The following is a 22,771-nucleotide window of genomic DNA, read 5'->3' on the forward strand; positions in this document are numbered from 1 at the left end:
ATCATGCTCGTCGCCGCCGCGGTGATGCTCCTGTGGTGGATCCGGCACCGTGACGACGAATGAATGAGGGCGCGCGCCATGTTCGGCGCGCGCCCTCGCCGCGTCCCGCTCGGGTGTCAGGTCACCGTGCAGGACTGGTCACCGAGCTTGAAGGCGGTCGGCTTCCCGTTCGTCCCCGACCAGCTTCCGGTGAAGCCGAAGCTCACCGACGATCCCGCCGCGACGTTCGCGTTCCAGGCGATGTTCTTCACCGAGACCGCGGCATCCGACTGGGTGTGGGCCGCGTTCCACAGCTGCGTGACGCTCTGGCCGTTCGGGAAGGACCAGTTGAGGGTCCAGCCCGACCAGGCGCTGGTGCCCGTGTTGGCCAGCCGCACATCGGCCTGGAAGCCGCCCGACCACTGGTTGGTGATCTTGTAGGTCACCGCGCAGGCACCCGTCGGCTGCGGATCCGGGTCGGGATCCGTGCCGCCGCCCCCGCCGCCGCCCGTGTCGGAGGTGTCGCCGTAGACGACCCCGCGGCCGTTGGTGGCGATGTACACCCGGCCGTAGGTCCGCGGGTCACCGGTGATCGCCGCGCCGGTCCAACCCCACTGGTGGGCGTCGTCGTTGATCCGCGTCCACGTCGCGCCCTTGTCCGTCGAGCGGAAGATGCCGCGCACCCCGCCGATCCTGGCGCTGGTGTAGAGGGTCTGGTACGAGGCTCCCGCGGCCGCCTTGCCGAAGCCGATGGTGTCCGCCTGCGCGACGTTCGACAGCTTGGTGAAGGTCGCGCCGCCGTCGGTGGAGTGCCACAGCCCGTACGCGCCGTCCGCCGCCCCGCCCGCGAGCCACACGTCGCCCTTCGTGCCGGGCAGCGCCTTGAAGCGGACGCTGTCACCGCCGGGCAGGCCGCTCGCGCTCGACGCGGTGAAGGTCGCGCCGCCGTCCGTACTGACGTAGAACTTCCCGGACTTGAAGCCGTAGAAGGTCTTCGGGTCGACCCGGTCGGACTCGACGATCGCGCCCGCCGGTATCCCGCTCGACTCCTGCCACGACGTCCCGAAGCCCGTCGTGTACCGCACGCCGGTACCCGCCGGGCTCCACACGAAGCGCGAGCCGTCCGAGGCCGCCGCGACCGTGCCGCCGCCGCTCACCCCCGACGGGTCGGTGCCCGCGAACCAGTTGGCGCCGTTGTCCGTGGAGAACGCGATGTGCGGCCCGGAGTCCAGGTTCCCCACCCGGACCACGGTGTTCGGGTCGGTCTCGGCGAAGTCCAGACTGGTCGTCGTCGTGAAGTTCGGCTGGGTGAACATCATCGACGGGACCTTCGTCAGATCCGTGTGCCGGAAACCGCCGACATCACCGAGCGCGCTGAGCAGCGGGGCGCCGGACGGGGGAGAGGCGAGGTCGTTGACGGCCGTCTCCTCCAGGCCCCGCACCATGGGCTTCACGGTGAACTTGGCGCCGCTGTCCCAGTCGGTGAGGTTCTCGGTGCCGTAGATCGTCGCGCCCGTCCCGTACATCATGCGGTTCGAATCGAACGGGTCGATCTCCAGCGACTCCGTCATCCACCCCAGCTTCGGCGTCTGTTCCGGCGGAGACGGGTTCGCGCCCCACGTCAGCCACGGCGACGACGAGACGTCCATGGTGTAGCGGTTCTCGCGGTTGGGGTACGAGGTGTAGTCCCACGCCTTCGTCCAGGTCGCACCCTTGTCGGTGGAGCGGAAGATCTGTGTGTCCGGCCACCAGGAGCTGTACGCCGTCGCCATCACCGTGCCCGGCTTCTGACGGTCCACCGTGAGCCCGCTGAAGCCGTAGTACGTGTCGGCCTCCGCCACCGGACTGATGTCCGTCCACGTCCCGGTCGCCGTCGCGTACCGGTAGAGCCGGCCCTTGCCGCCGTCGTACGGGCCGCCCGTGTCGCTGTACGCGAGGTACAGGTAGCCGTTGGCCGCGTCCAGGACCCCCTTGTGCGCCAGTTGGCCGGTCGGCTGCCCGGCCACCCGTGACCAGGTCGCGCCCGCGTCCGTCGACCGGTAGACCGCGTTCTCCTTGTCGGCCACGCCGACGTAGACCGTCTTCGTGGCGGTGCCCGCGGTGCCCGTCGACTCGTCGAAGGTGACCCAGACGATGCCCTGGTTGTCGCTGGAGTACCCGCTGGTGTCGGACGGGTCGGCCACGTAGTCGCCGACGTTCGGGAAGTTCGTCACCTGCGACCAGGTGACCCCCGAGTCCGTGGACCGCCACAGCCCCTTGCCGCTGGGCGCCCCCAGGTACAGCACGCTGTTCCTGTGGGGGTCCACCGCCAGCCGCTCGCCCATGCCGCGCCCCGGCATGTTCCCGCCCAGCTTGAACGGCAGGTTCGCCTTCTGCCAGCTCGCGCCCCGGTCGGACGAACGGTAGATCGCGCCGTTGCCCGGGTCCCAGCTGTTGGTGTAGGTGCCGGCCGCCACGTACACCTTGTCCGGGTCGACCGGGTCGGAGGCGAGGCTCACCACACCCGTGTGCCCCCAGTCGTCCCAGCCGACCGAGTCGAGCAGCGGTGTCCACGTCTTCGACGACTCCACCCACCGGTACGCCCCTCCGATGTCCGTGCGGGCGTACGCGAGGTTCCTCTCCTTGCGGTTGAACACGATGCCGGGCACGAACCCGCCACCGTCGATGCGGGCGTTCTTCCACGTGTAGGTGTCCGCGGCGATCGACACCTTCCTGTCGGACTGCGCGGCTTGTGCCGCCCGTTCGGCCCGCTCGGCGGCCAGCGCGGGTGGGGAGCCCGCGAGCAGACCGGCCGCGAGGGCCAGAACGGTGGTGAGGATGCGGGTTCTTCGCACGGTGAAGTCCTCTCCGGATGCGTGGGGGGAGGCGGATGGACGGGCGGTGCGAACGGCCGGGCGGCCCCCTGTGCGGGTGGGGACCGCCCGGCCCGGGTCCTGCCCCCGCCGGAGCGCAGGACCTCGTACCCGGAGCTTCAGCGGGGACTTATTCGAGGAGCTCCGCGTACGAACCCATGGCCAGGGCGATGTCCGCCTGGGCCCAGAACCGGTGGTACGTGAACGACGGCGCGGCGCCACCCGCCAGATACGCCTCGATCTTCGACCAGGCCGGGTCGTCCTCGTAGAACGACCGGATCGACTCGAACGTCGACGACGAGTTGATCGTGTCGCCGTTCGGCATCGTGCCCGTCCACCCGTTCGGGACGTACACCCGGTCGTCGAACCGGTTGTAGTCAGCGCGGGTCTCCGGGACGGCGACACCCAGCCCGTCCTGGTGGTGCTGCCACATCCCGTCGAGCAGCGCCTTGGCGACCCGGGCCGCGTCGGCGTCACCGGAGCGGTCCGCGTAGTACGTCAGCGTCTTGGCGTACGCGGCCGCCACGCCCACGTCGTCGGTGTAGTCGGCGACGGTGACGTGCAACCCGCTGTTGGAGCCGGGGCTGGACGGGTTCCAGGTGTTCGGGGCGCCGGACCACTGGAGCGTGGAGGGAATCCGGTACGTCCCGTCGGGGTTGATCGTGGTCTTGGACAGCGCCCAGTCGACCCACTTGTCGAGCACCGTCTTCGCGGCGGCGTTACCCGTCTGCTGGTAGTACTCGGCGACCCGCTCCATGGACCACGCCTGGAAGCCGAACCACTGGTTGGACGGCGGGTCGTGGTACACGGGCTTCTCGTCGTAGTACATGCCGTAGAAGGTCGGCGTCCCGGCCGGAGGCGTGGCGTACCGCCCCGCCCAGCTGTTGGTCGCGCCGCCCGCGATGCCGCCCTCGTCGGACTGCAGCCAGCGGTAGAACTCGATCTGCCGGTCCAGGGACTTGGCCCAGTCCGCCTGCCCGGTCGCCGACTTGGGCTTCAGCGGGGCGTAGTTGGCGAGGGCGTACGCGGCCAGCGGGTTCTGGTAGCCGCCGTGCGCGTGGCTGGAGCCGATGCGCCAGGACCAGCCGGCGTTGGTGTCGGTGGCGCCACCCCACGCGTAGTACCAGGAGAGCAGGTAGAAGGAGGCGTCCTTGCCGGTACCCGCGGGGCACGTGGTCGGTCCCACGCAGTTCCCGACCTTCTTGAAGTACTTGTCGTACATCGCGTAGCGCAGGTAGTCGCCCATCTTCGCGGCCTTGCCGACGGTCGCGGAGACGTCACCGCCCTTGCCCTGCTGCTTGGCCCAGACGTCCGCCCAGTACGCCGCCTGTACGGCGCGCGCGTCGGCGTCCGGGGCGTTGGTGAACTTCCACTGCTTGGCGTAGGAGGCGTCACGGGTGAACAGGTCCAGGTACCCGTTCCTGCCGCCGTACTTGAACTGGTCGCAGGTGGGCTGCGGGACGGTCTCCCACACCGACTCCTGCGGTCCGCGCTGGAAGGTGTTGATGTACGACGGGCCGGTGTCGGCCGGTCCGGCCTCGCACTTGCCCGGCGAGTTGCCGTAGCCGTAGACGTTGTCCACGTCCTGCAGCCAGTGCATGCCGTAGATGTCGTCCGTGTTGTAGGCGCTCTTCAGCTCGGCGGCGATCGGGTCCGAGCCGACCGAGACCGAGGTGTTCAGCTGCGCCGGGTACTCGTTCGGGGTGTCGTGCTCGGGGGCGTACGTCGCCGGCTTGGAGGCGTTGTAGAAGGAGGTGGTCGGCTGGTCGGCCTTGGTGGGGATCATGTACTTCTCCATGATCTCCCAGGCGCCGTTGAACTTGGACCAGTCGCCCGTGACCTTGCCGTACATGGCCTGGAGCCACAGGAGGTAGCTGTACGCCTCCGAGGTGGTCTCATGGCCGTGGTCCGGCGCCTCGACGATCAGCGTCTCCACCGAGTGGTACGGGATGCCCTCGGGGGAGAAGTAGCCGTTCGCCGGGTTGGTGATCTTGCCGTAGAGCTCCAGGAAGCGGGCGTCGTACACCTTCGACGCCGCCAGCTGCGTGACCGTCACCGAGGCCTTGGCGTGGCCCGTGGCCGTCGACTCGAAGACCGCGGCGCCCGTGCCCGAGGAGTCGGCCGTGATGGTCACCTTCTGGGCCGTGTTCCAGTTCTGCGGTGTGAACGTCAGCGACGCGCCACCGGTGACCGACAGGCCCGAGTTGCCGGAGGCCCGCGCGGTCGTCACCGTCACATTGCCCGACGGCTGCGTCGAGAGCTTCACGTCGTACGTGCCCGTCTTGCCCTGCTGCACGCCCAGTTGGGTCGGTGAGACCACCACGGCGGGGCCCGACGCGACCGTGATGCCGACCGGTGCGGAGTCCGCCGACGCGCCCAGGCTGTCGTACGCCTTGGCGACCAGCGAGTGGCTGCCCACGGACAGACCGGTCGCCGAGAAGGTGTACGGCGAGGTCGTGTCCGTGCCCAGCAGCCTGGTGTCGTCGTAGAACTCCACCTTGGTGACGGTCGCGTTGTCCGCGGCCGCCGCGGTGGCCGCCATCGGCACCGGGTCGCCCTGCGAGTACGTGGCACCCGCGGTCGGGCTGGTCAGCACGGTGATCGGCGGCTGGTGGGCGCCGACACACGCGGTGCCGTTGATCGCGAAGCCGGTCGGCGCGGTGTTCGTGCCGCTGTAGGTGAACTGGGCGCCGGTGCTCACCGCGGCCCCGACGGCGATGGTGCCGTTCCAGGACGCGTTCTTCGCGGTCACCGTCTTGCCGGACTGCGACCAGGTGCCGCTCCAGCCGCTGGTGAGCGTCTGGTTGCCCGTGTACGCGTACGTCAGGGTCCAGCCGTTGATGGCCTCCGTACCCCGGTTGGTGATGGTCAGCTCGGCGGTGAAGCCCGAGCCCCAGTCATTGGTCTTGTAGTCGACGTTGCAGGCGACGGCCGCCGCGGCGGCGGGGGACGATCCCGTGCCCAGCATCGTCAGGGGAAGAGCGAGGGCCGCGACCACGGCGGTCCACAGGCGCCGTGTGCCACGGCGTCCGCGTCTGGGGTGCATGCTCTGGTTCCTTCCGTGCGGCTCTTACGAAGGTGGGGGCGGAGCAGCAACAACAAGCCTTGAACCAGTGGGAGCGCTCCCATATTGAGGAGAGGGGTGCAGGCGGTCAAGGTGCTTGAAGAGTCGAAAAGATTCGACGACGGGCGAAAAGATTTGTGCCGGGTAATAACGCAACACCCCTGTCTTTTACCGTCACTTGGCGCTACCTTCACCAGCACCAGTGGGAGCGGTTCCACCAGTCGGCGCGGTCGTCACGGCGCGCCCGATCTGCAAGGAGTCGCTCATGCGTCACCCCGCGCGTTCAGGTCTTTTACTCGTCGCCACGGCCGGGCACCTCCCGCCGGACGGTGACGGGCCGCAGGTGTCCGGGCTGCCCGGCGACAGGGTCGTCCTGCGGGCCCGCGGACTGCCCGCGACCTGAGTCCGCGGCCGTGGAACCGACCCACCGAGTCCCAGGGCGATCCGCTTTTCGCCCGGACCGACCGGAGCACATGGCCCGCTCCCGCCGGTCCGGCCCGGACGCCGCCCGCGACGACCGTCCCACGTCGTCGGGTGCCGGGCCGGGCGACCGTTCGCGCCGCCCCGGCGGACGGGCACCACGCGCAACCCCTACGGAACCTCCACGTACACCCCACTACGGAAGAGGAAACCCGCACTCATGAGCCGTACCAGAACAGCACTCCTCGCGGCGATGGCGCTGGTCGCCGGCGCCGCCGGGACCGCGGTGGCCGCCGTGCCGGACGAGGCCGGCACCCGGGCGATCCCCTGCACCGTCGACTACAAGGTGCAGAACCAGTGGTCCACCGGCTTCACCGCCGCCGTCACGATCACCAACAACAGCGCCGCGAAGTCCTCGTGGTCCGCGAAGTGGTCGTACGCGGGCAACCAGCAGGTGGGCAACGGGTGGAACGCGAGGATCTCCCAGAGCGGCAGCACCGTGACGGCCTCCAACGAGACGTACAACGGTTCGCTCCCGACCGGCGGCTCGGTCAGCTTCGGCTTCAACGCCACCTACAGCGGCACCAACGCCCTTCCCGCCACCTTCACGCTCGACGGTGTGACCTGCAACGTCGACGACGGTGGCGGCGGCGGTCCCACCGATCCCGACCCGGGCACCCCCGGCACGCGGGTGGACAACCCGTACGCCGGCGCCAAGGTGTACGTGAACCCGGAGTGGTCGGCGAACGCCGCCGCCGAACCGGGCGGCAGCCGGATCGCCAACCAGCCCACGGGCGTGTGGCTGGACCGCACCGCCGCCATCGCGGGCGCCGGCGGCAAGATGGGGCTGCGGGCCCACCTCGACGAGGCGCTGCGGCAGAAGGGCTCCGACCAGCTCGTCGTCCAGCTGGTGATCTACAACCTGCCCGGCCGTGACTGCTCGGCCCTCGCCTCCAACGGCGAGCTCAAGGCCGACGAGATCGACAAGTACAAGACGCAGTACATCGACCCGATCAAGGCGATCCTCGCCGACCCGAAGTACGCCGGGCTGCGGATCGTCACCACGGTCGAGATCGATTCCCTGCCCAACCTCGTCACCAACACCGGCAGCCGCCCGACGGCCGTGCCGCAGTGCGATGTGATGAAGGCCAACGGCAACTACGTCAAGGGTGTGGGCTACGCGCTCAACAAGCTGGGCGACGTCCCCAACGTCTACAACTACGTCGACGCCGGCCACCACGGCTGGCTCGGCTGGGACGACAACTTCGGCCCCACCGCCGCCATCATGAAGGAGGCGGCGACCGCCGAGGGCGCCACCGTGAACGACGTCCACGGCTTCATCACCAACACGGCGAACTACAGCGCCCTGAAGGAGAACAACTTCACCGTCAACGACACCGTGGCCGGCAAGTCGGTCCGCGAGTCGAAGTGGGTCGACTGGAACCGCTACGTCGACGAGCTGTCGTTCGCCCAGGCCTTCCGGACCCAGGCCGTCTCGGCCGGCTTCAACTCGAACATCGGCATGCTGATCGACACCTCCCGCAACGGCTGGGGCGGCAGCGCACGGCCCACCGGGCCGGGCGCGACGACCAGCGTCGACACATACGTCGACGGCGGGCGCTACGACCGCCGCCTCAACACCGGCAACTGGTGCAACCAGGCCGGAGCCGGTCTCGGCGAGCGTCCGCAGGCGTCCCCGGCGACGGGGATCGACGCCTATGTGTGGATGAAGCCCCCGGGTGAGTCCGACGGGGCCAGCTCCTCGATCCCGAACGACGAGGGCAAGGGCTTCGACCGCATGTGCGACCCGACGTACACGGGCAACCCGCGGAACAACAACAACATGTCCGGCGCCCTGCCGAACGCGCCGATCTCGGGTCACTGGTTCTCCGCCCAGTTCCAGGAGCTGATGCGGAACGCGTACCCCGCGCTGTGACCTCCGCAGGCTGAGCGGGTCCGCCGGGGGTGAGCACTTCCCCCGGCCCCTGGCGGACCCGGCCGAAGGCACGCCCGCGCGGACGACGGCCGCCCGCCCCTTTCCGGCAAGGGGCCGGGCGGCCGTTGCCGTGCCAGGGCCGCGCGAACCGCTTCGGCGCCGCGGCGACGAGGACCGCGGCGACGAGGACCGCGGCGACGAGGACCGCGGCGACGAGGACCGCGGCGACGACGACCGCTTCGGTGTCGGCGCCGGGGCGGCCGTTTCAGTGGCAGGGTGGTGTGACACACGTCACCGTGACGTGGGGTGGATGAGGCGATGAGTTCCGGACGGCGCGCCGGTCTTCATCGCCGTCACCACTGAGCGGACGAGGAGACCACCCCATGCGCATCGTCATCACCGAGTTCATGAGCCTGGACGGCGTCGTGCAGGCCCCCGGCGGTCCCGAGGAGGACACCGACGGCGGCTTCGCCCACGGCGGCTGGACGCAGGAGTTCTTCGACCCGGAGGTGGTCGGCGGGGCCTGGGACGAGGCGCTGCGCGCGGCGGACGCGCTGCTGTACGGGCGCCGCACCTGGCAGGTGATGGCCGAGGCGTGGCCCGAGCGGGCCGGGGACCCCTTCGCCGACCGGATCAACGCCCTCCCCAAGTACGTGGTCTCCAGCACCCTCGGGGACGACGAGCTTGCCTGGAACACCTCCCGCATCCCCGGCGACGAGGCCGTCGCCCGCATTCGTGGGCTCCGCGAGGCCCCCGGTGGTGACCTGCTGGTCATGGGCAGTCCCAGCCTCGCCCGCACCCTCCTGCACGAGGGCCTGGTCGACGAACTGCGGCTGATGATCATGCCGGTCGTCCTGGGCGGCGGAAAGACGATCTTCCCCGACGGCGGCGCCAGGCGGACCCTGGAGCTGGTCTCCACGGTCACCAGCGCCACGGGCGTGAACGTCTGTGTCTACCGGGCCGCGGAGAAGGGCTGAGCCCCGGAGAGTTTGCCGTTACGGCAAGGGAGATTGCCGTTCGGCGGTGTCTCGGCGCAGGCTGACGGCAACCGGAAGAGAGGCTCACCACCATGGGACACCACCACCAGCACGGTCACGGGCGCCACGACCACGGTCACACCGACATCGACTGGGCCGAGCTGGCCGAGCATCTGGAGCAGCAGGCGGAGCTGTTCGCGCCGCTGAACCGCAGGGCCGCGGCCTGGGTGGCCGAGCGGCAGCCGGAACCCGGGCTGGTCGTCGACGCGGGCAGCGGGCCGGGCGTCGTGAGCACGCTGCTGGCCGACACGTTCCCCGGCGCCCGTGTGGTCGCCGTGGACGGCTCGGGTCCCCTGCTCGCGCGGGCCCGGGCCCGGGCGGAACGCCTCGGCGTGGCCGACCGGTTCGCCACCCTGGAGGCGGAACTTCCCGAGGGGCTGGCCGAGTTGGACTACCCCGTCGACGTGCTGTGGGCGAGCCGCAGTCTGCACCACCTCGGCGACCAGCGGGCCGGCCTCGCCGCCTTCGCCGAGCGGCTGGCCCCGGGCGGGGTGCTGGCGCTCGTGGAGGGCGGGCTGCCCGCGCGGTTCCTGCCGCGGGACATCGGCATCGGCCGGCCCGGCCTCCAGTCGCGGCTCGACGCGGTCGAGGAGATGTGGTTCGGCGAGATGCGCGCCGCCCTGCCCGGTACGGTGGCGGAGGCCGAGGACTGGCCGGGGCTGCTCACCGCCGCGGGCCTGCGCGACGCCACCTCCCGCACCTTCCTGCTGGACCTGCCGGCCCCGGTGTCGGAGGAGGCGCGCGCCCACGCCGTCACCCTCTTCCGGCGCCGCCGAGAGACCCTCGCGGAGTACGCGGACCATCTCGACCCGTCCGACCTCTCCACGCTCGACCGGCTCCTGGACCCCGACGACAAGGCGAGCCTGTACCACCGCCCCGACGTGTTCGTCCTCACGGCCCACACGGTCCACCTCGCCCGCGCGTGACGCGGGCGGGGCTGCGCCGGGTGCCCCGTGACACGCGAAACCGCCCGCCGGAATCCCTCCGGCGGGCGGTCCCGTCAGCCGGCGTCGGCCGCGGTGGGCCTCAGGCCATGTCGAAGGTCGCCGGGTCGGGACCGATGCGGCGGTCCTCGTTCAGCGCGCTGATCGCGGCGATGTCCTCGGTGTCCAGGGAGAAGTCGAAGACCTCGATGTTCTCCTTGATGCGGGACGGGGTCACCGACTTGGGGATGACCACGTTGCCCAGCTGGAGGTGCCAGCGCAGCACGATCTGGGCCGGGGTGCGGCCGTGCTTCTGCGCGATGGCGACGATCGCCGGGACCTCCAGGAGGCCCTTGCCCTGGCCGAGCGGCGACCATGCCTCGGTGGCGATGCCCTGCTCCGCGTGGTACTCGCGGGCGGCGTGCTGCTGGAGGTGGGGGTGCAGCTCGATCTGGTTGACCGCCGGGATGACGTCGGTCGCCTCGATCAGCGTCTCCAGGTGCTCCGGAAGGAAGTTGGAGACACCGATGGCCCGGGCGCGGCCGTCGGCGTACAGCTTCTCGAACGCCTTGTACGTGTCGACGTACGCGCCACGGGCCGGGAGCGGCCAGTGGATCAGGTACAGGTCGACGTACTCCAGGCCGAGCTTGTCCAGCGACTCGTCGAACGCGCGGAGCGTGGCGTCGTAGCCCTGGTCGGTGTTCCAGAGCTTGGTGGTGACGAAGAGGTCCTTGCGGGGGACGCCGGAGGCGGCGAGCGCCTTGCCGGTGCCCCGCTCGTTGCCGTAGATCGCGGCCGTGTCGATGCTGCGGTAGCCGGCCTCCAGCGCCGTGCCGACGGCCTGCTCGGCCTCGTCGTCCGGCACCTGCCAGACGCCGAAGCCCAGCTGGGGCATCTCGACGCCGTTGTTCAGGATGATCGGGGGGACCTTGCTGCTCACGAGCTCTCGATCCTTAAAGTCGTCGGTTGGTGCTTCCCATCGTCAACGATCACGGCGCGCGATGCATTCCTGAGCGGCTCGCTCGCGCCCCGAATCGCAGAATGGCCGGAAATGGATCCGACGGTTCTACGTTATCGGTCCGGACCATTGACCGAACACCGTCACACGGGGAGCCTTGCCGAAGCCCCGCACGCGTCCCTGAACTCCGGTCATCTCCGTGAATGGACGGCCATGCCCCCCACCCGCAGGAACCTCCTCGGCGCCGCGCTCGGCGGCGCGACCGCCGCCGCCCTCGGCCTGCCGACCGCCGCGCACGCAGCCTCCTGGCAGCTGAAGTGGTCCCCGTCTGCGAGCGCGGACGGGCTCCGCGCCTTCGAGACCGTCGAGGACGACCGCGCCGACTCCCACCCCTCCGCCGCGCCGCACATCCGCGCCACCGGCGACACCTGGCGGTTCGACATGCACACCGTCGACCGGGACACCTCCACCGACCGGCAGCGCCAGGAGGTCACCGGCCTGCGCACGCCCGGCGGCTTCCTCCGCTGGACCGAGGGACAGACCTGGCGCGTCACCTACCAGATGTATCTGCCGAGTTCGCTCAGGGCGACCACCAGCTTCACCCACGTCATGCAGATGAAGCAGCCCGGAAACGGCACCTCCCCGCTCGTCGTGCAGTCACTGCGCAGGGTGAACGGCACGCAGACCATCGAGCTGAAGCTGCCCGTCGACGACATCCTGGTCGGCCGCACGGATCTGGCGCCGCTGCACGACTCCTGGACCGATGTCGACTTCCAGGTGAAGGTCGGCAACGGCTCGGCGGGGTCGGTGCGCTGGATCCTCAGGAAGGGCCCGGCCACCCTCATCGACGTCTCCCGCTCCGGGGTCGACACCTTCCTCGCCGACCGGCTGCGCCCCAAGTGGGGCATCTACCGCTCGCTCGGCGACACCTCGGGCTCGCTCCGGAACTGCCACATGCTCCTGCGGAACATGCGGGGCTACCAGCTGGTCTGACCCGGTACGCCGAGGCGCCCGGCGCCCGCCGAGCGGTCTCACGCCCGGTACAGCGCCTCCACCTCCTTCGCATACGTCTTCTCGATCGCCTTCCGCTTCAGCTTCAGCGAGGGCGTCAGCAGGCCCTGCTCCTCGGTGAACTGGTGCGCCAGTATCCGGAACGTGCGGATCGACTCTGCCTGCGAGACCAGGGTGTTGGCGGCGACCACCGCCCGTCGCACCTCGGTCTCCAGCTCCGGGTCGCGCACCAGGTCGGCCGGTGCCAGCCTAGGCTTGCCGTGCATCTGGATCCAGTGCTCGACCGCCTCCGCGTCCAGGGTGACGAGGGCGGCGATGTACGGCCGGTCGTTGCCGACGACGATGCACTGGGCGACCAGGGGATGGTCCCGCACCCGCTCCTCCAGGACCGCCGGGGAGACGCTCTTGCCGCCCGAGGTCACCAGGATCTCCTTCTTGCGCCCGGTGATCGTGAGATAGCCGTCCTCGTCGAGGGAGCCCAGGTCCCCGGTGGCGAGCCAGCCGTCGTGCAGGGTCTCGTCGGTGGCCTTGGGGTTGTTGAGGTACCCCTGGAAGACATTGGGGCCGCGCAGCCAGACCTCGCCGTCGTCCGCGATGTGCACGGTCATGCCCGGGATGGCCTGGCCGACGGTGCCGTACCGGGTGCGCTCGGGCGGGTTGGCCGTCGCGGCCGCCGTGCACTCCGTCAGCCCGTACCCCTCGTAGATGTGGATGCCGGCGCCCGCGTAGAACAGCCCGAGCCGCCGGTCCATCGCCGAGCCGCCGGACATGGCGTACTTGATCCGGCCGCCCATGGCCTCCCGGATTCTGGAGTAGACGACCTTGTCGAAGAACTGGTGCTGCATCCGCAGCCCCGCCGAGGGGCCGGGGCCCACACCCCAGGCCTTCGCCTCGACGGCGTCCGCGTACTTCACGGCCACCTCGACGGCCTTCTCGAAGGGACCGGCCCTGCCCTCGCGTTCGGCCTTGCGCCGGCTCGCGTTGAAGACCTTCTCGAAGATGTACGGCACCGCGAGGAAGAACGTCGGCCTGAAGGCCGCCAGGTCCGGCAGCAGCACGGCCGCGTTGAGCTGCGGCTGGTGCCCGAACTTGACCTTGCCGCGGATCCCGGCCACCTGCACCATCCGACCGAAGACATGCGCGAGGGGCAGGAACAGCAGGGTCGCCGGCTCCTCGCCCCTGCGGGACCTGAACAGCGGCGCCCAGCGCTCGATGACCGTGTCCGCCTCGACCATGAAGTTGGCGTGGGAGATGACACACCCCTTGGGGCGGCCCGTGGTGCCGGACGTGTAGATGATCGTCGCGACCGACTCGGGGGTCACCGCCCGCCGGTGCCGGTGCACCACCTCGTCGTCGAGCTGAGCGCCGGACTCGTACAGCTCCTCGACCGCGCCCTCGTCCAGCTGCCACAGCCGGCGCAGCTGCGGCAGCCGGTCGATGACCGTGGCGATGGTCATCGCGTGGTCCTCGTGCTCGACCATGGCCGCCGTGCACTGCGAGTCGTACAGCATCCAGAAGACCTGCTCGGCGGAGGAGGTCGGGTAGACGGGCACGACCTGGGCGCCGACGGTCCACAGCGCGTAGTCGAACAGGGTCCACTCGTACCGGGTGCGGGACATGATGGCGACCCGGTCGCCGAACCGGACTCCCTGTGACAGCAGGCCCTTGGCCAGCGCCAGCACCTCGTCACGGAACTCGGCGGAGGTCACATCGCGCCACTCGCCGCGCTCGTCCTTGCGCCCGAGCGCGATGTACGTCGGGTCCTCCTGGGCGTACTCGAAGACGACGTCGGCCAGACCGCCCACCGGCGGCGCCGACGCCAACGGAGGGTTGGTGAACTCGCGCAAACCCGCTCCTCGTGGCACTCCGCACAGCGCGTGAAAGCTACCTCACCGGGAGCCGGGACGGGAGGGGAACGGGAGGGGACGAATCGGCAAGATCAGTACGAGCGGGCAGCGGAATATGTGTGCAGACGCGGAGAAGCCGGGCGAAATTCCTTACGGAGCAGTAAGTTTCGGCACCGTAATCTCCACCGAATCTGTACGACCCGATTACCGCCACCGCTGGGGCCGGGCCGCGCCGCTTCACGCCCGGCCCCAGCGATACCGGTCCCAGGGACCGACATCAGTACCAGCGCGGCGGCGCACCGGTCCGTCACACCCCGCGGGCCCGGCCGTGGAGGCGGTCGCCGCCGGAGAGGATCGCCGCGGCCAGCGCGTCCGCCGCGCTCGTCGCCGCTCCCGGTCGCCGTCCGTGCACGAGCACGAAGTCCACCTCGCCGAGTTCCGGCAGCCCCGCCCGCTCGGGGACCCGGACCAGACCGGGGGGCACCAGACGGCGGGAATGGGCCATGACCCCGAGGCCCGCGCGGGCGGCGGCGATGAGGCCGTTGAGGCTGCCGCTGGTGCAGGCCACCCGCCAGGCGCGGCCCTCCCGCTCCAGCGCCTCCAGCGCCAGGGCGCGGGTGATGCCCGGCGGCGGGTAGACGATCAGCGGTACCGGGCGGTCGGGGTCGAGGCGCAGCCGCTCCGCGCCGATCCACACCAGCCGGTCCGTCCAGACCGGCTCGCCGCGCGGGTCCTCCGGGCGCCGCTTCGCCAGCACCAGATCGAGCTTGCCCGCCGCGAGCCGCTCGTGGAGCGTGCCGGACAGCTCGACCGTCAGCTCCAGGTCGACCTCGGGGTGGTCGTGCCGGAAGCCTTCCAGGATCTCCGGCAGCCGGGTCAGCACGAAGTCCTCCGACGCGCCGAACCGCAGCCGGCCCCGCAGCCGGGTGCCGGTGAAGAACGCCGTCGCCTGCTCGTGCACGTCCAGGATCCGGCGCGCGAACCCCAGCATCGCCTCGCCGTCCTCCGTCAGCTCCACCGAGTGCGTGTCCCGGGTGAACAGCTGCCGCCCGGCCGCGTCCTCCAGCCGGCGAACGTGCTGGCTGACCGTGGACTGGCGCAGCCCGAGCCGCCGCGCGGCCTGGGTGAAGCTCAGCGTCTGCGCCACGGCGAGGAACGTCCGCAGGTGGGAGGGGTCGTACATGAGGGCACCCTACCCCGGTCATCGCGAATCACGATGACAGTCAGAACGGTATGAGGGATTCCCGATCAGGGGGCGGCGGAGGACGATGGAGAGGGCCTCTCAGGCCCTGCCACAGACCCGATCGAAAGCACGTGGAGCACCGTGAAACGCCTGCAGTGGCCGACTTGGATGCCGATCGACCCCTACATCCTGCTGTTGCTGGGGACGGTGGGCCTCGCGGCGCTCCTCCCGGCGCGGGGCTCGGCCGCCGACGTCGCCTCGGGCGCGTCCACTGTCGCGATCGCCTTCCTGTTCTTCCTGTACGGGGCCCGGCTCTCCACCCGTGAGGCCCTGGACGGTCTGAAGCACTGGCGGCTCCATGTCACGGTGCTGGCCTGTACGTTCGTCGTCTTCCCGCTACTGGGCCTGGCCGCCAGGGGCCTCGAACCGGTGCTCCTGAGCCACTCCCTCTACACCGGCCTGCTCTTCCTCACCCTCGTCCCGTCGACCATCCAGTCCTCGATCGCCTTCACCTCGATGGCCCGCGGCAATGTGCCCGCCGCGATCTGCGCGGGCTCCTTCTCCTCCCTCGCGGGCATCGTCGTCACCCCGCTGCTCGCGGCGATCCTGCTCGGCGGCAGCGTGGGCGGCTTCTCCGCCGACGCGCTCTGGAGGATCGTGCTCCAGTTGCTGGTGCCGTTCGTCGCCGGACAGGTCGCCCGCCGCTGGATCGGCGGCTTCGTCACCCGGCACAAGAGGGTCCTCGGCCTCGTGGACCGCGCCTCGATCCTCCTCGTGGTCTACGTCGCCTTCAGCGAGGGCATGGTGCGCGGCGTCTGGAGCCAGGTGAGTCCGCTGCGGCTCGGCGGGCTGCTGGTCGTCGAGGCCGTGCTCCTCGCGGTGATGCTCACCCTCACCTGGTACGGCGCGAGGGTTCTGCGCTTCGACCGGGCCGACCGCGTCGCCATCCAGTTCGCCGGCTCCAAGAAGTCCCTGGCCTCCGGACTGCCCATGGCGAGCGTCCTGTTCGGCGCCGAGGCGTCCCTCGCGGTGCTCCCGCTGATGCTGTTCCACCAGATGCAGCTCATGGTCTGCGCGGTCATCGCCAAGCGCCGCTCGCACGACCCCGAGGCGGCGGAGGTCACGGAGCGGCGAGACGAAGCGACACGAACCGAGGCCGGTACAGGGACACGTTCCGCGTGATGTTCAGCTGCGCCGCCGCCGCGTTCGCGTCCAGCCAGTTGACGTCGTAGCTGAGGACCAGCCGCCCGCCGCTGACCGCCTCGTGCGCCTGCGGGTTGTACGCCGCCACCCCGTCCCTCGGCAGCGGCGGGGCGAACCCCTCGGTGGGCCCGTGCCAGGGCCCGGTGGGAGAGCACGCCCAGTAGGCGGTGACGGTCGTCAGCCCCTCGGTCCCCGCGGCCATCGTGAACAGCACATACGTCCGCCCGTCCCGTACGACGCTGAAGGCGCTGCCCACGCCTTTGTCCTCCCCGTTCCCCAGCACCGCCGCCGGGCGCCCCCGCACCGTCCACCGCGAGCCGTCCCAGTACTCCCACGCCCCCGGCTCCCCCAGCCTGCCGCGCGCCACCCGTGCGACATACGCGTGGGAGGTCGGCCGGGAGGCGGCCTGGGCGTCGGTGCCGCCGAAGACGTACGTCCAGTCGCCCGCGTCGACGGCCGTCGTCCCGAAGAGCACCCGCCGGGCGGGATCGGCGACCGGCGCCTGGTCGAGGACCGTCGTGATCCCCTCCAGCCGCAGCGCGGGCAGCGACAGCGTGGCGACCTCGGTGGCCGTGGGCACCCCGTAGATCCAGGGCGACTGCCCCGCCGTACGCGTCCACAGCAGTACCCGGACGACCTTCTCGGCGGAGCCGGGGGAGCGGGGTTCGACCCGGGCGGCCACCGGCCAGCGCCACCGCTGGGGCGCCGGGTCCGGGAAGACGGGGGCCGGGAGGGTGGACTCCAGGCGGCCCGAGGGGGACATGACGACGGCCGAGTTGCGTACGAGGGGTGTCGAGACGTCCCGCCAGGCCACGGACTCGCCGACCGGGTTGGGCGGTGCGTGCACCCGGCCCAGATAGGTGTCGGAGAACAGCCACAGCACCCGCCCGTCGGGCAGGCGCACCGAGTGGGTGCCGTCGCCGCCGGTCCAGTCGTCGGTGCGGGTCGCGTCGTCGCCGTAGCGGGCGAACTCACCGGTCAGCGGCTCGTCCGGGTCCCAGTCCCGGACGGTGCGGGCCGTGCAGGTGGGGCCGCCCTCCCGGTCGCCGTCCGGGATGGCGGTGAGCAGCACGGCCGCGAGGGCCAGGACCAGCGCCAGGATCAGGACCGGTCCCGCCCCCGTCCGCCGTCGTGCTCCTGCGTCGTCGGGCACGGGAGGGACGTTAGTGGCCCGGGTCCACACGGTCCATGGGCAGCCACAGGATCGCGCCGCGCCGCGCGGCCGTGTCCCCCACCCGCAGCCCCGTCACCTCGTGGTCGCTCAACGCCCGGTCGACGACGAGCACTTCGTCGAGCGTTCCGGTGAAGTGCACCCGGCTGTCGACCCGTTGCCCGAGGTGCACCCCGAACGGCGAGTTCCGGCTGACCGATCCGGCGACGTCCGTGGTGGCGAACCGCGTACCGTCCACGAACAGCGCCAACTCCCCGCCGCCCCGTCGCAGCACCAGGTGGTGCCACCGCCCGTCGTTGTACGCGCCCGTCGACCGCACCGCCACGCTCCTGGACGGCGCGGCCCCGTCCCGCACGGTCATCAGCCCCGTCAGCCGCCCCGAGGCCGGCTCACCGCGCACCCACACCTGCGGCTGCGTGGTCCCCACCCCGCCCATCCACAGCATCGGCTGCTCCCCGGTGGTCGCCGTGTACCGGAACCAGAGCGAGGCGGTGAAGTCCTTGGCGTGCAGCGGGAGCCGGGGCCGGTAGGGCAGCCGTACGGCGTCGTCGGCGCCGTCGAACTCGATCGCGCCCCCGAACGCCCCGTCCGTGGGGCGCGCACCCCCGAGTACCGCGGCCCGCCTGCCGCCCGGGGCCCTGTCGGGCGTCGTCGGGTCCGAACCCCGGCGCGGCTTCAGCCAGTCCTCCGTGAAGCGGGCGAAGCGGATCTCGTCCCGGGCGTCGACGGCGCCGCCCTCGTACATCAGCCCGACGACATCGTTGCCGTCGACGCCGCGGCCGATCCGCACCAGGTCCGAGTAGCCGGACCAGTCGGTGGTGACCACCGTGCCCCGGTCCACGCTCTCCCAGGTGCGACCGCCGTCGTACGAGGAGCGGACCGCCATGGTCCGACGGCGGTCGGGGTCGGCGGGACCGGCCAGCAGCATGCGGTCGCCGAGCCGTAACACGGACCCCTGCACCTGGGGCATGTACAGGTCCGGGAGCGCCCGGAACGGGGAGGCGAAGCTGCGGCCGCCGTCGCGGCTGACCGCCTGGCCGCGGTGCCCGAGGTCGGTGCCGTCCTGCTCACGCCCGCTCACCAGCACCGAGCCGTCCGCGCGCTCGGTGAGCGTCAGCTCCGACGGCTTCTGCCGGAACGTGCCGCCGACCGCGACCGGCCAGGTGTCCGTGGCGCCGATCCGCCAGTTCTCACCGCCGTCGTCGCTGGTGACGAGCGCCGCGTGGTTGGCGGTGACCCGGCCGTCCGCCCAGGTCTCGGCGTTCACCCCGAAGACCAGTCGGCCCGCGTGCCGGCCCCTGGTGAGCTGAATGCCGTGCACCGGCCCGGTGGCGTACCAGGAGTTCCAGTGGGCCGGGCGGATTTGCTCGCCGAGCGGGCGCGGCTCGGACCAGGTCACTCCGTCGTCGTCGCTGTACTGGAGGTGGGGCGTGCGGTCACAGGGCACGTCGCAGCTCGCGCTGTCCGTACGGCCCGAGTTGTACGTCTCCGCCAGCAGGATCCGGCCGGTCTCCCGGTCCACCACGGGGGCGGGGTTGCCGTGCGTGTCGCCCTTGCCCTCGTTGACGACCTGGAGCGGGCCCCAGGTGCGGCCGCCGTCCGTGGACCGTTTCAGCACGAGGTCTATGTCGGCCGCGTCCCCGCAGTTGAGGACGCGCCCCTCGGCGAAGGCCAGCAGGGTCCCCGCCGTGCTCCGCACGATCGCCGGGATGCGGAAGCAGGCGTAGCCGGGGTCCTGGGACGCCTTGAAAAGAACCTGTTGCTCGAACTCGGGTGCGCCGGGGCCTTGTCGGGCCTGTGCCCCGGAGGGGTGGGGGAGGGCGAGGAGCGCGGTGGCGGTGAGCAAGGCGGTGAGGGTGGATCTGAGACGTGCGCGAAGACTCGACGGCACGGTGCGGCCAGCCCTTCATGCGTCCGGATGGGGGGACGTCGGACGTCCCATGTCCTATGTCCGCCCACAGACGCTACGCGGGGGTTCAGGGGCCCACAAGAACCGTGCGGAAGGGTGTGTCAGGGGGCGCCTTCCGACTCGGGGGCGCGCGTGGTTGTGGCGGGTGCGGGTGCGGGTGCGGGTGCGGGTGCGGGTGCGGGTGGGGTGTGGTTTCTCGCGCAGTTCCCCGCGCCCCTGAAGGGTTGTGCCTGCGGCCCGCCCTTCATCGAAAAGCACGGGGCGCGGCCCCGGTCGCTTTTCAAGGGCGCGGGGAACTGCGCGACCAGCTCCCACCCACCCGCACCCGGCAACGCACCGGTGGCCCAACGGCGCGTACCCGGCGGCTGAACCGGCTGAACCGGCTGAACCGGCTGAACCGGCGGAGCCAGCCGGTCAGCCGCCCTGGGCGGCCGCGGCCCGCAGGGCGATGCGGTGCTCACCCGCGTACACGTTCATGGAGGCTCCCCGCAGGAAGCCGACGAGGGTCAGCCCCGTCTCGGCGGCCAGGTCCACCGCCAGCGACGACGGCGCCGACACCGCCGCCAGGACCGGTATCCCGGCCATCACCGCCTTCTGCGCCAGCTCGAAGGAGGCCCGCCCCGACACCAGCAGCACGGCCCGTGACAACGGCAGCGACCCGCTCTGCAGCGCCCGCCCGACCAGCTTGTCCACCGCGTTGTGCCGGCCCACGTCCTCCCGTACGTCGAGCAGCTCGCCGTCCTCGCCGAACAGGGCCGCCGCGTGCAGACCCCCCGTCCGGTCGAAGACCCGCTGGGCCGCGCGGAGCCGGTCCGGGAGGCTCGCGAGGAGGCCGGGGTCCAGGCGGACCGGGGGAGCGTCACCGCCGTGCGTGTCGTCGACGGGCCAGCGGGCCGTCGTACGGACCGCGTCCAGGGAGGCCTTGCCGCACAGCCCGCACGACGAGGTCGTGTAGACGTTGCGTTCGAGGGTGATGTCCGGGACCACCACACCCGAGGTCGTCCGCACGTCCACCACGTTGTACGTGTTCGCACCGTCTGCGGTGGCGCCCGCGCAGTACACGATGTTCTGCAGGTCGGACTGCTCGGCCAGCACGCCCTCGCTGACCAGGAACCCGGCGGCGAGCGCGAAGTCGTCGCCGGGGGTGCGCATGGTGATCGCGAGGGGCTTGCCGTTGAGGCGGATCTCCAGCGGCTCCTCGGCGACGAGCGTGTCCGGACGCGAGGAGACCTCCCCGTCCCGGATGCGGATCACCTTGCGTCGTTCCGTGACTCGTCCCATGTCCTGCCCCTGTCCCGACCAGTCCCGCTCAGTCCCGGTTCTGTACGTGCTGGTAGCCGCAGCGGCCCTTGATGCACAGGTTGCCGTGGGCCACCGGGTTGTCGTGCGGCGAGGTGACCTTCACGATCTCATTGTCCTGCACGTGCTGTGTGAGGTCGCAGCCCACTCCGCGGTACGCGCACACCGTGGTCGGCCGGCCGAGGAGGCGAGGAGTCCGAGGACGGTCCTGCGGCCGCCCCGGTCGCCCCGGTCGCCCCGGTCGCTCGGCGCGCCGCCGCCGGACGCGGGTGCGCGGGCACGAGGGAGGGCGATGCCGCCGGGCGCGGCGGCCGGGGTGGACATGCACCGACCGTTCGGCGCGCGCCGCATGCCGTTCGTCGCACACGGTCGACGCGCCGACTTCTCAACTCCCCGGTCGCTCCCTACCGTCCGGGATCATGAGTCCCCCCATCGCGCCCGTGGGCTGGAGCCGCTGGCTCGTTCCCCCCGCCGCCCTCTCCGTCCACCTCTCCATCGGACAGGCCTACGCCTGGAGCGTGTTCAAGCCGCCGCTCGAATCCGCGCTCGGCCTCAGCGGCACCCAGAGCGCGCTGCCCTTCCAACTCGGCATCGTCATGCTGGGCCTGTCCGCCGCGTTCGGCGGGACGCTCGTGGAGCGCAACGGGCCGCGCTGGGCCATGACCGTGGCCCTGGTCTGCTTCTCCTCCGGCTTCCTGATCGCCTCCCTGGGAGCGGCCACCGAGCAGTACTGGCTGATCGTCCTCGGCTACGGCTTCGTCGGCGGGATCGGCCTCGGCATCGGCTACATCTCGCCCGTCTCCACCCTGATCAAGTGGTTCCCCGACAGGCCCGGCATGGCCACCGGCATCGCCATCATGGGCTTCGGCGGCGGTGCGCTGATCGCCTCGCCGTGGTCCGCGCGGATGCTGGAGACCTTCGGCGCCGACTCGTCCGGGATCGCCGTCGCCTTCCTCGTCCACGGACTGTCGTACGCGGTGTTCATGGCCCTCGGCGTGCTGCTCGTCCGGGTGCCCCGCGGCGAGAAGCCCCGCGCGAGCGGACCGAGCGCCTTCGAGGGCCCGCAGGTGTCGGCCCGCGACGCCATCCGCACGCCGCAGTTCTGGTGCCTGTGGGTCGTCCTCTGCATGAACGTGTCCGCCGGCATCGGCATCCTGGAGAAGGCCGCCCCGATGATCACGGACTTCTTCGCCGAGTCCTCCACCCCGGTCTCGGCCGGCGCGGCGGCGGGCTTCGTGGCGCTCCTCTCGGCGGCCAACATGGCGGGCCGCATCACCTGGTCGTCGACCTCCGACCTGATCGGACGCAAGAACGTCTACCGCGTCTACCTCGGCGTCGGCGCCCTGATGTACCTGCTCATCGCGCAGTTCGGCGACTCCTCCAAGCCGCTGTTCGTCGTCTGCGCCCTGGTGATCCTCTCCTTCTACGGCGGCGGCTTCGCCACGATCCCCGCCTATCTGAAGGACCTCTTCGGCACCTACCAGGTCGGCGCCATCCACGGCCGGCTGCTCACCGCCTGGTCCACCGCCGGTGTCCTCGGCCCGCTGATCGTCAACTGGATCGCCGACCGGCAGGAGGAGGCGGGCAGGAGCGGCCCCGACCTCTACGGCATGTCCTTCTTCATCATGATCGGCCTGCTCGTCGTCGGCTTCGTCGCCAACGAGCTGGTCCGGCCCGTCCACCCCCGCTTCCACATCCCCGCCCCGAGGGAGGCCGCAGATGCCGTCCAGCGACAGCAGTCCGGATCAGCCTGACCGGCGTCCACTGATCGTCTTCGCCTGGCTGTGGGTGGGCGTACCGCTCGCCTACGGACTGTACGAACTGGTACGAAAGGCCACGCAACTGTTCACCGCCTGACCGCTCGGCACGTACTCGGACGTCCGGAGGTCTGACAGAAGCCCACAACATGGGTTCGTCTTTACTGTCACCTCACCCGCCCTCCTACCCGTGAGTCACTGCGCAGACTGGTGAATCCCGCT

The 22,771-nt window shown here is 71.1% G+C and carries 15 protein-coding genes and 1 pseudogene; 7 read left to right on the top strand and 9 right to left on the bottom strand.

The genetic code is table 11. The features are described 5' to 3' along the window. Window positions 1–116: 116 nt before the first annotated feature. Window positions 117–2,813 (bottom strand): cellulose binding domain-containing protein, encoded by a 2,697-nt coding sequence (locus AC067N_RS04950; protein ID WP_478677476.1) that lies wholly within the window; start codon window positions 2,811–2,813, stop codon window positions 117–119. A 148-nt stretch (window positions 2,814–2,961) separates the two neighbouring features. Continuing rightward, window positions 2,962–5,877 (bottom strand): glycoside hydrolase family 48 protein, encoded by a 2,916-nt coding sequence (locus AC067N_RS04955; protein ID WP_478677477.1) that lies wholly within the window; start codon window positions 5,875–5,877, stop codon window positions 2,962–2,964. A gap of 658 nt (window positions 5,878–6,535) precedes the next feature. Between AC067N_RS04955 and AC067N_RS04960 the strand changes: the two genes are divergently transcribed. The 3 genes from AC067N_RS04960 (at window position 6,536) to AC067N_RS04970 (ending at window position 10,214) form a co-directional block, all read left to right on the top strand. Then, window positions 6,536–8,251, top strand: a complete 1,716-nt coding sequence (locus AC067N_RS04960) for a glycoside hydrolase family 6 protein (protein WP_478677478.1) — start codon at window positions 6,536–6,538, stop codon at window positions 8,249–8,251. A 383-nt stretch (window positions 8,252–8,634) separates the two neighbouring features. After that, entirely contained in the window at window positions 8,635–9,228 is a 594-nt protein-coding gene (locus AC067N_RS04965; RefSeq protein WP_478677479.1) for a dihydrofolate reductase family protein, read from the top strand. 92 nt (window positions 9,229–9,320) lie between these two features. Further along, the gene (locus AC067N_RS04970; protein WP_478677480.1) at window positions 9,321–10,214 is read left to right on the top strand and encodes a class I SAM-dependent methyltransferase; all 894 of its coding nucleotides are present in this window, start codon (window positions 9,321–9,323) and stop codon (window positions 10,212–10,214) included. 100 nt (window positions 10,215–10,314) lie between these two features. Here AC067N_RS04970 and AC067N_RS04975 read toward each other — a convergent pair whose 3' ends face one another. Next, window positions 10,315–11,151: an aldo/keto reductase gene (locus AC067N_RS04975; protein ID WP_478677481.1), complete on the bottom strand. Its 837-nt coding sequence runs from the start codon at window positions 11,149–11,151 to the stop codon at window positions 10,315–10,317. Window positions 11,152–11,382: 231 nt separating this feature from the next. Between AC067N_RS04975 and AC067N_RS04980 the strand changes: the two genes are divergently transcribed. Then, window positions 11,383–12,162, top strand: a complete 780-nt coding sequence (locus AC067N_RS04980) for a Tat pathway signal sequence domain protein (RefSeq protein WP_478677482.1) — start codon at window positions 11,383–11,385, stop codon at window positions 12,160–12,162. 38 nt (window positions 12,163–12,200) lie between these two features. Here AC067N_RS04980 and AC067N_RS04985 read toward each other — a convergent pair whose 3' ends face one another. Both AC067N_RS04985 and AC067N_RS04990 read right to left on the bottom strand, forming a co-directional pair. Beyond that, window positions 12,201–14,027 carry an AMP-dependent synthetase/ligase gene (locus tag AC067N_RS04985; protein WP_478677483.1) on the bottom strand — a complete coding sequence of 609 codons (1,827 nt, stop codon included), beginning with the start codon at window positions 14,025–14,027 and terminating at the stop codon, window positions 12,201–12,203. 307 nt (window positions 14,028–14,334) lie between these two features. Then, on the bottom strand, window positions 14,335–15,210 hold the full coding sequence (locus AC067N_RS04990) for a LysR substrate-binding domain-containing protein (protein WP_478677484.1): 876 nt from the start codon (window positions 15,208–15,210) through the stop codon (window positions 14,335–14,337). Between the two features lie 141 nt (window positions 15,211–15,351). Between AC067N_RS04990 and AC067N_RS04995 the strand changes: the two genes are divergently transcribed. After that, window positions 15,352–16,392: a bile acid:sodium symporter family protein gene (locus AC067N_RS04995; protein WP_478677485.1), complete on the top strand. Its 1,041-nt coding sequence runs from the start codon at window positions 15,352–15,354 to the stop codon at window positions 16,390–16,392. Here AC067N_RS04995 and AC067N_RS05000 read toward each other — a convergent pair. The 4 genes and pseudogenes from AC067N_RS05000 to AC067N_RS05015 form a co-directional block, all read right to left on the bottom strand. After that, a complete protein-coding gene (locus AC067N_RS05000; protein ID WP_478677486.1) occupies window positions 16,331–17,566 on the bottom strand; it encodes a hypothetical protein in 1,236 nt (411 codons plus the stop codon). The genes AC067N_RS04995 and AC067N_RS05000 overlap by 62 nt on opposite strands. Before the next feature lie 10 nt (window positions 17,567–17,576). Further along, window positions 17,577–19,475, bottom strand: coding sequence for an exo-alpha-sialidase (locus tag AC067N_RS05005; protein ID WP_478677487.1), 1,899 nt, complete (start codon window positions 19,473–19,475; stop codon window positions 17,577–17,579). A gap of 432 nt (window positions 19,476–19,907) precedes the next feature. Next, the gene (fdhD, locus tag AC067N_RS05010) at window positions 19,908–20,774 is read right to left on the bottom strand and encodes a formate dehydrogenase accessory sulfurtransferase FdhD (protein ID WP_478677488.1); all 867 of its coding nucleotides are present in this window, start codon (window positions 20,772–20,774) and stop codon (window positions 19,908–19,910) included. A 28-nt stretch (window positions 20,775–20,802) separates the two neighbouring features. Beyond that, window positions 20,803–20,964, bottom strand: a pseudogene (locus AC067N_RS05015) (2Fe-2S iron-sulfur cluster-binding protein); the annotation flags it as partial. Between the two features lie 247 nt (window positions 20,965–21,211). Here AC067N_RS05015 and AC067N_RS05020 point away from each other — a divergent pair. After that, a complete protein-coding gene (locus AC067N_RS05020; protein ID WP_478677489.1) occupies window positions 21,212–22,546 on the top strand; it encodes an OFA family MFS transporter in 1,335 nt (444 codons plus the stop codon). Continuing rightward, window positions 22,512–22,649, top strand: coding sequence for an MFS transporter small subunit (locus AC067N_RS05025; RefSeq protein ID WP_478677490.1), 138 nt, complete (start codon window positions 22,512–22,514; stop codon window positions 22,647–22,649). Before AC067N_RS05020 ends, AC067N_RS05025 begins: the two co-directional genes overlap by 35 nt. Window positions 22,650–22,771: the final 122 nt, after the last annotated feature.

The organism is Streptomyces sp. NPDC042364 (assembly GCF_056437585.1).

What these genes read in the sequence shown, in the direction of transcription:
- AC067N_RS04965 (WP_478677479.1), top strand. Translation starts at nt 8,635, where the DNA reads ATGCGCATCGTCATCACCGAGTTCATGAGCCTGGACGGCGTCGTGCAG.
- AC067N_RS04960 (WP_478677478.1), top strand. Translation starts at nt 6,536, where the DNA reads ATGAGCCGTACCAGAACAGCACTCCTCGCGGCGATGGCGCTGGTCGCC.
- AC067N_RS05025 (WP_478677490.1), top strand. Translation starts at nt 22,512, where the DNA reads ATGCCGTCCAGCGACAGCAGTCCGGATCAGCCTGACCGGCGTCCACTG.
- AC067N_RS04990 (WP_478677484.1), bottom strand. Translation starts at nt 15,210, where the DNA reads ATGTACGACCCCTCCCACCTGCGGACGTTCCTCGCCGTGGCGCAGACG.
- AC067N_RS04980 (WP_478677482.1), top strand. Translation starts at nt 11,383, where the DNA reads ATGCCCCCCACCCGCAGGAACCTCCTCGGCGCCGCGCTCGGCGGCGCG.
- AC067N_RS05020 (WP_478677489.1), top strand. Translation starts at nt 21,212, where the DNA reads ATGAGTCCCCCCATCGCGCCCGTGGGCTGGAGCCGCTGGCTCGTTCCC.
- AC067N_RS04955 (WP_478677477.1), bottom strand. Translation starts at nt 5,877, where the DNA reads ATGCACCCCAGACGCGGACGCCGTGGCACACGGCGCCTGTGGACCGCC.
- fdhD (WP_478677488.1), bottom strand. Translation starts at nt 20,774, where the DNA reads ATGGGACGAGTCACGGAACGACGCAAGGTGATCCGCATCCGGGACGGG.
- AC067N_RS04970 (WP_478677480.1), top strand. Translation starts at nt 9,321, where the DNA reads ATGGGACACCACCACCAGCACGGTCACGGGCGCCACGACCACGGTCAC.